This is a genomic window from Kitasatospora sp. NPDC086791 (assembly GCF_040685975.1).
Classification (GTDB): Bacteria; Actinomycetota; Actinomycetes; order Streptomycetales; family Streptomycetaceae; genus Kitasatospora.
This window is the reverse complement of sequence record NZ_JBFBOC010000030.1, coordinates 23,497-35,945: the sequence shown is the minus strand read 5'-3', so window position 1 is coordinate 35,945 and position 12,449 is coordinate 23,497. Positions and strand designations below refer to the sequence as shown.

The following is a 12,449-nucleotide window of genomic DNA, read 5'->3' as shown; positions in this document are numbered from 1 at the left end:
TCCGGCGCCCGGGCGCCCACCGCAGTACCGACCACAGACCCCGGCGACGGAAATCCCGTTGCCACTACGACCGCCGCAACGGATGCTGACCTCATGTTCGAGCCAGTGATAGCACCCAGTGCCAGCCTCCTAGGCCTCCTGCAGCGAGGCCGTGGTGACGGGCAGCTCCATGCGCTGGCCGCCGACCGTGCCGAGGCCATCGCCGCGCTGGAGGAGTGCGTCACCAGGGATCCGCGAGCCGACTGGCAGGTCGAGAGCCGCTCCCTCTACTACGCGCGCCTCTACATGGAGCTGGAGGCCCCCCTCGACGGCATCGAGGACCACCTCCACTCCGCCGAGGACCTCGTCACCGACGACGAGAGCCGCACCGGCCTCGCCCTCTCCGTCCTGGGCCACCTCGCCGCGTACGGCCGGCGCGACGCGCTGCTGATGCTGCGCGAGTACGCCGCCACCGGCGCCAACTGGGCCTGGGCCCTCGACGAACTCGCCCTGCGCGACGACGACCGCGGCCTGCTGCTGCTCGGCACCGCCGTGCTGGACCACTTCCCGCCCGGCCCCGAGGGCGACGCCGAGCTGCGCGAGTTCATCCGCAACGCGTACGAGCCCCGGCCCTGGCGGCTGTGGGCGGCCTACCACCCGCGGGTGGCGGCGGCCGGGGAGCAGTCGCCCTTCGACCTCTGGCAGCGCCAGGTCAACCGCGGCGGCGTCACCCCCGGCTGGTCCACCGCCGACGTGCTGGTCTGGGCCGACCAGGGTGACCTGGGCGGTCTCGGGGCCGGGGCCTTCCTCGGCCGGCCCGACGCCCGCCCGGAGCCCGCGCGCGACACCGACTCCCCGAGCGGCCCCGACGCGGTGGACCGCCGCGCCGCCGCGGCCGCCCGCTGCCTGACCGCCGTGGTCCGGCCCGAGGACCGTCCGGTCTTGCTGGAGGCCGCCCGCAGCGGCCTGCCCGGCGCCCGTCGCGCGGCCCTGCGCCACCTGGTCGAGCAACGGGACCCGGCCGCGGTCGAGCTGATCGAGGCCGCCGCCGCCGACGTGGACGACCGGATCGTGCGGGCCGCCCTGGAACTGCTCGGCCGGATGCGCGGCCCCGAGGTGCTGGCGCAGGCCCGCCGCTGGGCCGATCCGGCCACCGGGGGAGCCGACAGCGCGCTCGGCGAGGCCGCCGTCCAGCTGCTCGCCGACGCCGGGGAGCCGCAGGACGCGCCGCTGGTGGTGGCCGGGCTGCGCCGCTGGGTCTCCGTGCGCGGGGTCGGCGGTACCGGGCTCGGGTCACTGGTGGACGGTGCGGGGCGGCTGGCCGCCGCCGACGCCGTACCGGTCCTGCGCCACATCTACGGGGAGGCCGCCTCCTCCGAGCTCCGCGGACGCGCCGCCCGGGCGCTCGCCGTCACTGACGTGCACTTTCCCGAGGGCCCGGCCGTCGAGTGCCTCTGGGACTGCGAGGAGTCCACGCGTGAGCTCGCCGCGCGCCATGTCGCCACCACGGGCGACGCGCGTGTGCTGGAGCGGTTGCGCAGGCTCGCCGCCGACCCGGCCGAGGAGGCCGAGGTCCACGCCGCCGTGCGCGGCCGATTGACCGCCGCCCGGGAGTTCGGGCGCTAGGTCCTCACAGCCGAGTGGGCCGGGACACCGTCGGGTGTCCCGGCCCACTGCTGTTCGGATCCGCGGCCCCTCGGGGGCGGTTCGGAAACGTGCTTCGGAGTGCTTCGGACAGTCCTTCTGGAACGTGGTTCTACTTCGCCGTGCCTGCGTCGGCGCCGTCCACTTCGGCGCGGCTACTTCACCGCGCCCGCGTCCGGGGCGAGGACGCCGCCGGCCACCAGTCCGATGATCAGGACGCCGAGCAGCACCCGGTAGACCACGAACGGCAGGAAGCTGTGGGTCGAGATGTACTTCAGGAACCAGGCGATCGCCGCGTAGCCGACCGCGAAGGCGATCAGGGTGGCCAGGATGGTCGGACCCCAGGCGGGTGCCGGGCCCTCGCCGATCTTGAACAGTTCCAGCGCCCCCGAGGCGAGCACCGCCGGGATCGCCAGCAGGAACGAGTAGCGGGCCGCCGCCTCCCGGCTGTAGCCGAGCAGCAGGCCCGCGCTGATCGTGCCGCCGGAGCGGGAGACCCCCGGGATCAGCGCCAGCGCCTGGGCGAAGCCGTAGATGCCCGCGTGCGGCAGCGTGAGGTCGGTGATCGGACGGGCGTGACGGATGGCGCGGGTGCGGTCGGCGAAGGCCAGGATCAGGCCGAAGACGATCAGCGTGGTGCCGATGATCCGCAGGTCGCGCAGATGGGTCTCGATGGTGTCCTGGAACAGCTTGCCGAGGATGCCGATCGGCAGGGTGCCGATGATCACGAACCAGCCCATCCGGGCGTCCGGATCCGAGCGCAGCGCCGGGCGGACCAGTGACCGCGCCCAGGTCTTCACGATCGACGCGATGTCCCGGCGGAAGTAGATCAGCACCGCCGTCTCGGTGCCGAGCTGGGTCACGGCCGTGAAGGCCGCGCCCGGGTCGTCCCAGCCCAACAGTGCGGAGAAGACCCGCAGATGGGCGCTGGAGGAGACCGGCAGGAACTCGGTGAGCCCCTGGATCAGGCCGAGGACGGCCCCGTGGAACCAGTTGATCACCGGGCACCCGCCGAGGGTATCCGTCGGGCAGTGGACAGGGGCGGCATGGGCGGGTCCTCGCGGGTCGGAAGGGGCGTGCGGACGACCGCGACCCGCCCGGCCCGCAGGCCGCGCGCGGGCCCGGCGCGCGGCTGATGGTACGGGGTGAAAGTGACAGTTCTTTGTTCGCCCTTTGTCAGGCCTTTGCACGGGGGGTCATTTCGGGCGTCAGGGGCGTTTACGGCCGCGCGGCTGTCTCTCGGGTCGGGTCCGGTTGCTCTGCGGGCGGCGCCCGGCCGCGTCGCGAGTCGGACCCGGCTGCTCTGCGGGCCGTGGCGCGTTCCGGCGGGCCCGCTACCGCTCGTCGCCGTCCAGCTCGGCCAAGGTCGTGTGCAGCCAGGCCAGTTCGGCCTCGGTGGTGGCACGGGCGATCAGCAGCTGGCCGCGTCGGAACGGGTCGGGGAACTCCTCGGCGCCCATCGGGCGGTCGCCGTCGTAGTAGAAGCTCGCCGGTTCGGAGAGGAAGGCCAGCCGGCGGCGGAGCACGGCTGCCTGGGCGGCGGGGTCCCGGAGGTGGCGCAGGAAGGCGAGCAGGGTGAACCAGCGGTTCTCGTCGCTGATGTCCAGCGGCTCGGGCTCGCGCAACCGGTCGAGGAGCGCGGCGCGGCCGGCCTCGGTGAGGTGCAGGGTGTGCCGGGGCGCGGCGGCGCTGCCGGGCTCGGTCGCGCGGACCAGCAGCCCGGCGGCCTCCAGGCGCTTGATCGCGGGGTAGAGCGTGCCGTCGCTGATCGGCTGCACGTGCCCGGAGAGCGCGGAGAGGTGGCGGCGCAGCTCGTAGCCGTGCAGCGGCCGGTCGTACAGGAAGCCGAGGATCGCGAGCTTGGACATGGGCTCACCCTCTCACGCCCGTCCCTCGGCTCGTCGGTATATCGAGTGCGAGATACCTCGACTCCGAGGTATGGTCTCCGCGGTCCGGGACCTCCCGGAGTCCCCCGGCAGAGGAGTCCTCGCGATGCGCCACGCCCCCGTCACCCCGAACGGCGACCTGATCCGCTGGATCGAACTGCCCGGGGCCGAACCCGCCCGCCTCTACCTGCACGGCCTGGGCGCCACCTCACCGGTCTACTTCGCGGCGGCCGCCGCCCACCCACTGCTCGCCGGGCGCCGCTCGCTGCTGATGGACCTGCTCGGGTTCGGCATCAGCGACCGGCCGGCGGACTTCGGGTACACGCTGGAGGAGCACGCCGACGCGGTCGCGGCCGCGGTGCGGGCGGCCGGGGCGAGCCGGGTCGAGGTGGTCGGCCACAGCATGGGCGGCGCGATCGCGATCGCCCTCGCGCACCGGCATCCCGACCTGGTCTCGCGCCTGGTCATGGTGGATTCCAACCTGGATCCGATCGCCCCCGATCGGCAGCGGCTCGGCAGCAGCGGCATCGCGGGTTACACCGAGGAGGAGTTCCTGGCCGGCGGCGGCCGGGAGGAGGTCGCCGAGCGGGTCGGGCCGTTCTGGTGGTCCACCATGCGGCTGGCCGGCCCGGAAGCGCTCCACCGCAGCGCGAGCCACCTCGTCCGGGCGACGGCGCCGACCGTGCGCGAGCTGCTGCTCGGCCTCGACCTCCCGCGCACCTTCCTCCACCCGGCGGCGGACGGCGAGCCGGCGGACGCGGACGGGCTCCGGGCGGCGGGCGTCCGGGTGGTCGCCGTCCCGGACTGCGGGCACAACATCATGCTCGACAACCCGGACGGCTTCGCGGGCGCGGCGGCGGAGGCGCTCGGCCTGGGCTGAGCGGGACCGGTGGGGCCGGCGGGGGCGGTGCGGGCTCGCCGTGGGTATCACCGCGGGTATCGCCGCGGGCCCGGCCCAGGCAGGCGGGAGCACCCGAGAGGAGTCGCCCGATGCCCGTCGAGGCCCCACCCGCGCCGGCCGCGTCCCTGGCGCAGTTCCTCGGGGCGGACGGCGGCGCCTGGACCCGGCCCGCTCGCTGCTGGACCTGCCCGACGGCCTCGCCGCCCTGCGCGTGATCGCCGACCTGCCGAGGGAGTTGATGAAGCATCAAGCGTCGCCCGGCGTAAGGGCGTTGGTTGATCTCGCGGCCGACCGGCTGCCGCACTGGGACCTGCACGACGACGACGTCCTCGCCCCGCTCCCGGGAAGCGGCCGCGGTCCCTGGCCGGCCATCGACCCCGAGCCGCTCGCCGGACACCCCGCCTTCGAGCTGCTCCCGGCACTGCGCGACCGCTGGGAGGACCTGGTGGCCGACGGGGACCTCACCCGGGCGCTGCGGCGGCGCTTCGCCCTGCTGACGGAGGCGCCGGAGCGTGACCGCGCGGCCGCGGCGGCCCGGACGCTCGCCCGGGTGCCGCAGAACGCGGTCCGGGCCGCCGAGGACGGCCGGGCGGGGCTGGACCCGGCCCGACGGGCCATCGCCGAGCCGCTTTCGGGGCGTTGGGGAACCGGGTGTCGGCGCGGTCGGAGCGGCACGCGGTCGCGGTCACCGCTCCCGCAGCGGCACGAACCGCACCGGCGTCCCCGGCCGGGCCTGCGCGGCGGCCGGGAGGTCGGCGGCCGGGACCACGCCGATCACCGGGTAGCCGCCGGTGGTCGGGTGGTCGGCCAGGAAGACCACCGGCTGCCCGTCCGGCGGGATCTGCACCGCGCCCAGCACCATGCCCTCGCTGGGGAGTTCGCCCTCCCGGGCCCGGGCGACCGCCGGGCCCTCGGTGCGCAGGCCGACCCGGTTGCCGGTCGAGGAGACCCGGTACGCGTCGCGGCCCAGCCGGGCCACCGCGTCCGCCGTGAACCAGTCCGCGCGCGGGCCGAGCCGCAGCCGTAGCACCAGTTCGGCCGGGGGAGCGGGCAGCGGCACCAGCTCGGGCCGGGCCCGGAACGGCGGTGGAGCGCCGACCGGCAGCCGGTCGGCGGCGGTCAGCGGGGTAGGCCCGAGGCCGGAGAGCAGGTCCGTCGAGCGGCTGCCGAGCACCGGGGGGACGGTGATCCCGCCCGCCACCGCCAGGTAGCCGCGCACCCCGTCCGTCGCCGCACCCACCTCGACCACCGACCCGTCCGGCACCACCACCGGCGCGCCCCACGCCGCCGCCCGTCCGTCCACCCGGACGGGCGCGGGTGCGCCGGTGACCGCGACCACCACCGTCCCGACGGCCCGCAGGGCGACCCCGCCGAGCGTGGTCTCCAGCCCGGCGGCCCCCGGCTCGTTGCCCACCAGCCGGTTCGCGGCCCGCAGGGCCGGCTCGTCCAAGGCCCCGGCCCGGGGCACCCCGAGGTGCGCGACGCCGCGCCGCCCGAGGTCCTGGACCGTGGTCAGCGGCCCGGGCCGCACCACCACCAGCTCGCTCATCGCCGCCTCCTCAGGTCCGTTCGACCTCGTCGTCCCTCATGTCCGGACCGCCGTGCCCCTCGAGCCGGGGCTGTCGCGCCCCTGAAGCCCGGACCGCCGCGCCCCTCAAGCCCGGACCGCCGTGAACCGGATCCGGACGCCCGGGGCCAGCAGGGCCGGGGGCTCCCGGCCGGTGTCCCAGAGCGGCAGCGCCGTACGGCCGATGAGCTGCCAGCCGCCGGGGGAGGGGTGCGGGTACACCCCGGTGTACGGGCCGGCCAGGGCGACCGAGCCGGCCGGGACGGAGCTGCGCGGGGTGGCCCGGCGCGGCACCTCGTACCGCGCGGGGGTGCCGGTGAGGTAGCCGAAGCCGGGCGCGAAGCCGCAGAAGGCGACCACGTACTCGGGCTCGGTGTGGATCCGGACGGCCGCCTCCTCGGACACTCCCCACAGCGTGGCGACCTCGGCCAGGTCGGCACCGTCGTAGACGGTCGGGACCTCCAGCAGCGGCCCGCGCGCCGCCTCGACGGCCGGGGGCCGGGCGGTGCGCAGCAGCCGTGCCACCGCGTCGACGTCCGCCACGCCGTCCAGCAGCACCGTGCGGGCGGCCGGCACCAGTTCCTCGACCTCCCCGAGCGCGCCCGCCTCCCGTTGCTCGCGCAGCCATCCGTACAGTGCCGCGACCTCGGCCGTCCCGGGCAGCTCGATCAGCAGCGCCCGCTCGCCCACCCGCCGGACCGAGCCGACCGGCCGCACCGGGTCGACCCGCCGTACCGATTCGACAAGCCCTCCCGAGTCGACCTGCCGAATCGAGCCGACCCGCAGGGCCGAACCGACCCGCAGGGCCGAACCGACCGGCTGTCCGGCGCCGGCCGCCGGTCCGGCGTCGACCGTCACGTGAACGCCTCCACCCGGACCCCGGCCGAGGCCAGGGCGCCGCGCACCCGCCAGGCGAGCTGGGCGGCGCCGGGGGTGTCGCCGTGGACGCAGAGCGAGCGGGCCTCGACGGTGATCCGCTCGCCGCCGAGGGACTCCACCGCGCGGTCCCGGGCGATGTCGACCGCGCGGAGGATCACGGCCTCGGGGTCGTGCACCACCGCGCCGGGTTCGCGGCGCGGGACGAGGGTGCCGCCGCGGGTGTACGCCCGGTCGGCGAAGGCCTCGGCGACCACCGGCAGCCCGACGCCCTCGGCGACTTCGAGCAGCCGGGAGCCGGGCAGCCCGAGGACGGGCAGCGGCCCGTCGCAGACCGCGCCCGCCCGCAGCACGCCGGCCACCACGGCCTCGGCCTGCTCGGAGTCGGCGACCACCCGGTTGTAGAGGGCGCCGTGCGGTTTGACGTAGGAGACCTTCGAGCCGGAGGCGCGGGCGAAGACCTGGAGGGCGCCGATCTGGTACGCGATCTCGTCGGAGAGTTCCTCCGGCGGCACGTCCATCGCCCGGCGGCCGAACCCGGCCAGGTCGCGGTAGGAGACCTGGGCGCCGATCCGGACGCCGCGCTCGGCGGCCAGCGCGCAGACCCGGCGCATCGTCGAGGGGTCCCCGGCGTGGAAGCCGCAGGCGACGTTGGCGCTGGTCACCACCGACAGCAGTGCCTCGTCGTCGGTCAGCGTCCAGCGTCCGAACCCCTCGCCGAGGTCCGCATTGAGATCGATCACCGCATCGGCCACGCCCGTCCGCCTCCCAGCAGCTGTTGAGCCAGATGGTAGGGCCTGCGGGTGAAGGCCGTTGTCCGTGACCCGGGCCCGGTGGAGCCCGCGGCCGGCCATCCGGGCCCCGGGGAGCTCCGCAGCATCGTGACCAGGCCCCGCACGCCCCGGGGCGGTGTCGCCCGGGGCCTGCGGGCCGGTCGGCTCAGCGCGCGGGCACCGGTTCCCGGAAGGAACGTTCCAGCGGGCGCAGGGCCCGCAGCACGATCAGCAGCGGGACGACGCCGAAGACCCCGAATGACATGTCGATGAATCGCCATGCCAGCGGGATCCCGCGCAGCGGCCCGCAGATCAGGGCCAGCGGGATGACGGCCCCGCAGGCGAGCGCGGCCCAGCGGATCACCCAGATGTTGCGGACCGGGTCCTTGAGCGGCCCCCAGAAGGCGGCGCCGATCACCAGGTGGGCGAAGGCCAGCCAGTCGGTGCCGTAGGCCAGGAAGGGGTAGCGCTCGTTGGTCTCGGCGATGCCGGTGTGGACCCGCTCGAACCAGGCCGTCACGCCGGGGAGGTGGTCGGTCAGCGGGGCGGCGGGGCCGGTCGCGAAGTCGACCAGCAGCCGGGTCTCGGTCTCCAGCGGGAAGGCGGTCAGGCCGCTGAGCACCAGGCAGACCAGGAAGAGCCACAGCCAACGTCGGACCTTGCGAAGGACGACCGCGGGATCGCCGTCGATGTCGTTCACCCGTACACCTCCGTGCCGGGCACGCCGGGCCCACCCGGCGTGCCGAACTGCAGGCGGAGCCTTGTCCCGTCTGCGCGGAACCGACTCTAGACCCTCCTTTTGAACATGTTCAACTAGCCTCGAAGCGGCCCCGAGGCTGCCCCGAGACGCCCCCGAACGTGCTCGGACCGCACCCGTCCCCGGAAACGCCCCCGCACCCGCCCCCGGAAACGCCGCAGTGCCCGGGCGCCGAAGCACCCGGGCACCGTGAGCGGCGGCTACGCCGTGTACGTGTACGTCACCGGCGCGCTGGTCCCGCCCGCCGTGGTGACCGTGACGCCCACCGCCCCGGTCCGGGAGCCCGCCGGAGCGGTGGCCGTGCAGAAGGACGGGCCGCAGGAGACGTGGGTGGCCGGCACCCCGCCGAACGCGACCGTCCCGTACGTCAGGTTGCTGCCGATCACGTTCACCCGGGTGCCGCCGGCGACCGTGCCGGTGGCCGGGGTCAGGCTGCTGACCGCCGGCGCGGCCGGGGCCGGGGGAGCGGCGCCGGTGTAGTCGAACCCGGTCGGTGCGACGGCGGTGCCGCCGGGCGTCACCACGCTGACCGGCGCGCTGCCCGAGCCGCCCGGCGTGGTCACCGTGCAGGCCGTGTCGGTGCAGCTGCCCGTCGCCGGGACGCCGCCGACCAGCACCATGCCGTGGGAGAGGTTGGTGCCGCTGACCGTCACCGCGGTGCCGCCGGTGCCCGGGCCGGTGGTGGTGCCGAGGCCGGTGACGGCCGGGGCGGCCTGGACGGTCGCCGGCAGGTAGCCGCCGGTGCCGAGGTCGTAGCGGGAGATGTGGCCGGTCGGGTCGGTGTCGTTCGGGTTGCCGGCCGTCACCGTGATCACGCCGGTGATCGGCACCCCGGGCGTGGTGCGCAGGTTGAGCTTCATGAACTCGCTCTTCCCGACCACCCGGGTGCCGGTGAGCACGGCCTCCAGGTGGCGGCCGTCGGGGGAGAGCGTCTCGGTGAAGGTGTAGTCGTACGGCGTGGAGTAGAACATCGCGCCGTCGGTGGTGACGCCCGGGGGCAGGTCGACGGTGAAGTGGGTCGGGCCGGTCAGGTCCGAGGTGCCGGCGGACACCCAGCTCGCCGACATGTTGCCGGAGGTGAAGAAGCCACCGGGGTAGTTCCCGCTCTGCGAGACGGTCACGTGCTGCGCGGAGGTCGATGCCGTGGCGGCCGGCGCGGCCGCGGCGGCGCCGGTGGTGAGGACGGCACCGGTGGTGAGGGTGGTCACGGACAGCGCGGCGGCGAAGCCCGCTTTGGCCAGTCGGGTGATCATGCGTCGATCATCACCGAACCATTGCCCGGCCCTCACGGATTTCTCGAATGTCGATTCGAGAATGGCGGAATACCGTCGAAACACCGTTCTGAAACCGCCCCCCGAAGGGCCGCCCACCTGCCGTTCCGTCCGTCCGCAAGCTCCGTTTCGGTCGATGTCGGTGCGAACCTCTAACCTTGTCCTCCGTGACCGCCATCGCAGACCCGCTCACCGAGCCCGGCTCCCGCCCGTCCGTCGGCCCGGCCGTCGTGCGCCCCGCGCCCGGCCCCGCCGCCGACGAGGGCCTGGCCCGCCGGCTCAAGGCGCTGGCCTGCACCGCCCCGCTGCACGACCTGGACAACCGCAAGGTCAACCTGGCCGGCGAGTACGGCGGCTACGCGATGGCCGAGGTCGGCCTCGCCGCGATCGACCTGGTCACCCTGAATATGGACTTCGACACCGGGGCCGACCGCGACACGGTCCTCGCCCGGCTGCTGCCCCGGGTCGCCGCCCAGGCCCCCGGCCGCCCCGCCGCCGAGCACGAGCGGGTCGCCCGCTGGGTGCTGGAGTCGCTGATCAACGTGGGCAGCGTGGACCGCGGCTTCCGCGCCGTCTACGGCACCTTCGGCACGGACGGCGAGTACGTGCGCCGCGACTACGACTTCAAGCTGATCGAGGAGGTCCCCGGCCCCGACGGCGGCGTCTACCTGCGCACCACCGACGAGGCGGTCAACGTCCTGGTCGGCGCGCTCGACACCGACGTCACCTCGGCCCAGATCGCCGCCGAGGTCAAGCTGGAGGTGCTGATCCGCCGCGGCCGCCTGGCCGACGCCCAGCTCGCCGCCGAACAGGCCCGCTACCGCACCGTCCAGTACGCCGAGACGCTGCGCCGCGCCCTCGACGCCACCCGCCGCAACGTCCGGGCCGTCGACTGGATGCGCGCCGTCCCGGACCTCATCGAGGAGGCGCTGGACCACATCGCCGACCGCTACCGGCACGAGAACGCGATTCTCACCAACATCCGCAAGGCCCGCGACGAGGCCGAGCCCCACACCCCCGAAGGGGCGGAGCACAAGCGCCGCGCCGCCGAACTGCTCGACATCGTCAAGGACTGCATCCGTCGGCACACCAAGCTGCAGACCCGCCTGCTGGAGGCCGGCCCGCTGTTCCGCGCCGAGCAGGACCGGCAGGCCTTCGCCACCCCCGGCGCCCGCAGCGGCATCGACCTGTACGGGCAGCTGCTCGCCCCCGTGCTGCGGCTGCCGATCGAGCAGGCCGTTCGCCCCACCGGTGCCTTCTTCGCCCGCGGCGTGGGCCTGCGCACCCCGGTCTCGGTCCGGGTCGCCGACCTGGTCGACCTGCTGCTCACCCCGCCGGTCGAACGCGAGCACCTCGGCGCCGAGCTGCCCGACCCGGACCTGGTCGCCACCCCGGACGACAGCCGGTTCTCCGAGGCCCAGCTGGAGGCGGCGCTGGTCCTGCTCGACCTGCCCCCGGACGCCCCCCGCCGGCTCTCCGGCCTGCTCGCCGACGCCCGGAAGCAGGACCCGGACCTGCCCTACCTGGTCGCCCTGCTGTCCGTGCACGCGGCCAGCCCGCCGGTCGGCACCGCCTACCGCCAGGGCGAGGAGCGGCTGCTGTTCGCCGTGGACGACGGCACCCCGCTGCACGACCCGGAGTTCGGCGGCGCCGACCTGATCGTCGGCAGCGCCCTGCTCGACGCGGTCGGCATGGCCGCCGACCGCAAGGACGCCGGCTGACCGGCCGTGACGCACCACCGGACCACCCGCGGCGGCGCCCGCCCCGCCGGCCACACCCACGACCGCCGCACCCGCGGCGGCGACCGCCCCGGCAGCACCATCCACAACAGCACCATCCGCGACAGCGACACCCACGACAGCGACACCCACGACAGCAACAGCCCCGAGGAGCACCGCCCGTGACGACCCACCACGACACGTCCTGGGCGACCGAGACCGAACCGGCCGCCCCCGCGCCGATCACCCCGGCCGACGTCGCCGACGCCGCCCGGCTGGTCTCCTTCGGCCTCCAGGCCAAGCTGCTCCCCGCCCGTGACGCCGAGTACGCCGAGCTGGTCCGCCGCCACCGCGAGGACCCGCCGTTCGCCCGGCTCGCCGACGCCATCGCCACCGGCATGGGCCTGGTCGTCCTGGAGGTCTCGCCGCGCGCCGGTATGGCCGTGGCCGCCGCCGAGGACTCGCTGTTCGCCGTCCGGCTGGGCGACTACTCGCGCCGCGCAGCCTCCGAGTCCACCGACCGCTTCCTGCACGGCCTGGCCCACCTGGCCGTCGCCGCGATGGCCTTCCCCCGCCCCGAGGACCTCGCCGACGACACCTACCTCGGCCGGATCACCGTCAACGGCGTCGACTCCTTCGTCCGCCAGGCCTGCCGCCGGCTGGAGGAGCAGGCCGACGCCGAGGGCGCCAACACCGATCCGCAGTCCGACGCCCCCGGCCTGGAGGCCGCGTGGCGGGTCTGGGCCCGGCGCACCGCCACCGGCGCCACCAAGGACGCCCGCCGGCTCTCCGGCTCCACCATCGGCATCGTCGCCAAGGCCGTGATGTTCCTGGTCGACTCCGGTTTCCTGCAGAAGGTCTCCGACGACTCCGGCGGCACCTACCGCACCACCGCCCGCTACCAGCTGCAGGTCCGCGACCTGGCCGGCAGCGCGGCCATGGCCGAACTGCTCGACCTGGGCGTCGTCCCGGTCTCCGACGGCACCGCCAGCCTGCTGCCGCCGGACACCTCCGACGAACTGGTCGCCGACGCCGGCCTGCCGTTCCACTCGCTCTGACAACCCCATAGACGCACGG

General features: G+C 75.2%; 13 protein-coding genes and 1 pseudogene. 7 read left to right on the top strand and 7 right to left on the bottom strand.

Translation table 11 applies throughout. The features are described 5' to 3' along the window. Positions 1-93 precede the first annotated feature (93 nt). Positions 94-1,605, top strand: a complete 1,512-nt coding sequence (locus AB0Q99_RS28370) for a HEAT repeat domain-containing protein (RefSeq protein ID WP_363576403.1) — start codon at positions 94-96, stop codon at positions 1,603-1,605. Between the two features lie 173 nt (positions 1,606-1,778). Here the strand turns inward: AB0Q99_RS28370 and AB0Q99_RS28365 are convergent, their stop codons facing one another. Both AB0Q99_RS28365 and AB0Q99_RS28360 read right to left on the bottom strand, forming a co-directional pair. Further along, positions 1,779-2,621, bottom strand: coding sequence for an undecaprenyl-diphosphate phosphatase (locus AB0Q99_RS28365; RefSeq protein WP_363576442.1), 843 nt, complete (start codon positions 2,619-2,621; stop codon positions 1,779-1,781). Positions 2,622-2,957: 336 nt separating this feature from the next. Beyond that, entirely contained in the window at positions 2,958-3,491 is a 534-nt protein-coding gene (locus AB0Q99_RS28360) for a PadR family transcriptional regulator (protein ID WP_363576402.1), read from the bottom strand. A 124-nt stretch (positions 3,492-3,615) separates the two neighbouring features. On the opposite strand from AB0Q99_RS28360, the gene AB0Q99_RS28355 reads away from it, so the two are divergent. From AB0Q99_RS28355 to AB0Q99_RS28345, 3 genes and pseudogenes are all read left to right on the top strand, one after another. Continuing rightward, positions 3,616-4,389, top strand: coding sequence for an alpha/beta fold hydrolase (locus AB0Q99_RS28355; RefSeq protein ID WP_363576401.1), 774 nt, complete (start codon positions 3,616-3,618; stop codon positions 4,387-4,389). A 110-nt stretch (positions 4,390-4,499) separates the two neighbouring features. After that, the gene (locus AB0Q99_RS28350; RefSeq protein ID WP_363576447.1) at positions 4,500-4,625 is read left to right on the top strand and encodes a hypothetical protein; all 126 of its coding nucleotides are present in this window, start codon (positions 4,500-4,502) and stop codon (positions 4,623-4,625) included. 23 nt (positions 4,626-4,648) lie between these two features. Then, positions 4,649-4,984, top strand: a pseudogene (locus AB0Q99_RS28345) (aminoglycoside phosphotransferase family protein); the annotation flags it as partial. Positions 4,985-5,095: 111 nt separating this feature from the next. On the opposite strand, the gene AB0Q99_RS28340 reads toward AB0Q99_RS28345, so the two are convergent. From AB0Q99_RS28340 to AB0Q99_RS28320, 5 genes are all read right to left on the bottom strand, one after another. Further along, on the bottom strand, positions 5,096-5,959 hold the full coding sequence (locus AB0Q99_RS28340) for a biotin-dependent carboxyltransferase family protein (RefSeq protein WP_363576400.1): 864 nt from the start codon (positions 5,957-5,959) through the stop codon (positions 5,096-5,098). A gap of 105 nt (positions 5,960-6,064) precedes the next feature. Then, complete coding sequence (gene pxpB / locus AB0Q99_RS28335; RefSeq protein ID WP_363576441.1) at positions 6,065-6,694, bottom strand: 5-oxoprolinase subunit PxpB; 630 nt, start codon at positions 6,692-6,694, stop codon at positions 6,065-6,067. Between the two features lie 137 nt (positions 6,695-6,831). Beyond that, positions 6,832-7,608 (bottom strand): 5-oxoprolinase subunit PxpA, encoded by a 777-nt coding sequence (locus AB0Q99_RS28330; protein ID WP_363576399.1) that lies wholly within the window; start codon positions 7,606-7,608, stop codon positions 6,832-6,834. Positions 7,609-7,792: 184 nt separating this feature from the next. Further along, entirely contained in the window at positions 7,793-8,326 is a 534-nt protein-coding gene (locus AB0Q99_RS28325; RefSeq protein ID WP_363576398.1) for a hypothetical protein, read from the bottom strand. Positions 8,327-8,583: 257 nt separating this feature from the next. After that, positions 8,584-9,636 (bottom strand): IPT/TIG domain-containing protein, encoded by a 1,053-nt coding sequence (locus AB0Q99_RS28320; RefSeq protein WP_363576397.1) that lies wholly within the window; start codon positions 9,634-9,636, stop codon positions 8,584-8,586. Between the two features lie 194 nt (positions 9,637-9,830). Here AB0Q99_RS28320 and AB0Q99_RS28315 point away from each other — a divergent pair, with 194 nt between their 5' ends. The 3 genes from AB0Q99_RS28315 to AB0Q99_RS28305 are packed head-to-tail and all read left to right on the top strand — an operon-like array spanning position 9,831 to position 12,430. After that, entirely contained in the window at positions 9,831-11,375 is a 1,545-nt protein-coding gene (locus tag AB0Q99_RS28315) for a hypothetical protein (RefSeq protein ID WP_363576440.1), read from the top strand. Between the two features lie 6 nt (positions 11,376-11,381). Beyond that, a complete protein-coding gene (locus AB0Q99_RS28310; RefSeq protein WP_363576396.1) occupies positions 11,382-11,558 on the top strand; it encodes a hypothetical protein in 177 nt (58 codons plus the stop codon). Beyond that, positions 11,555-12,430, top strand: a complete 876-nt coding sequence (locus AB0Q99_RS28305) for a hypothetical protein (RefSeq protein ID WP_363576395.1) — start codon at positions 11,555-11,557, stop codon at positions 12,428-12,430. The genes AB0Q99_RS28310 and AB0Q99_RS28305 overlap by 4 nt, the downstream gene beginning before the upstream one ends. The last annotated feature ends 19 nt before the right edge of the window (positions 12,431-12,449 follow it).

What these genes read in the sequence shown, in the direction of transcription:
- AB0Q99_RS28350 (WP_363576447.1), top strand. Translation starts at nt 4,500, where the DNA reads ATGCCCGTCGAGGCCCCACCCGCGCCGGCCGCGTCCCTGGCGCAGTTC.
- AB0Q99_RS28320 (WP_363576397.1), bottom strand. Translation starts at nt 9,636, where the DNA reads ATGATCACCCGACTGGCCAAAGCGGGCTTCGCCGCCGCGCTGTCCGTG.
- AB0Q99_RS28355 (WP_363576401.1), top strand. Translation starts at nt 3,616, where the DNA reads ATGCGCCACGCCCCCGTCACCCCGAACGGCGACCTGATCCGCTGGATC.
- AB0Q99_RS28370 (WP_363576403.1), top strand. Translation starts at nt 94, where the DNA reads ATGTTCGAGCCAGTGATAGCACCCAGTGCCAGCCTCCTAGGCCTCCTG.
- AB0Q99_RS28340 (WP_363576400.1), bottom strand. Translation starts at nt 5,959, where the DNA reads ATGAGCGAGCTGGTGGTGGTGCGGCCCGGGCCGCTGACCACGGTCCAG.
- AB0Q99_RS28360 (WP_363576402.1), bottom strand. Translation starts at nt 3,491, where the DNA reads ATGTCCAAGCTCGCGATCCTCGGCTTCCTGTACGACCGGCCGCTGCAC.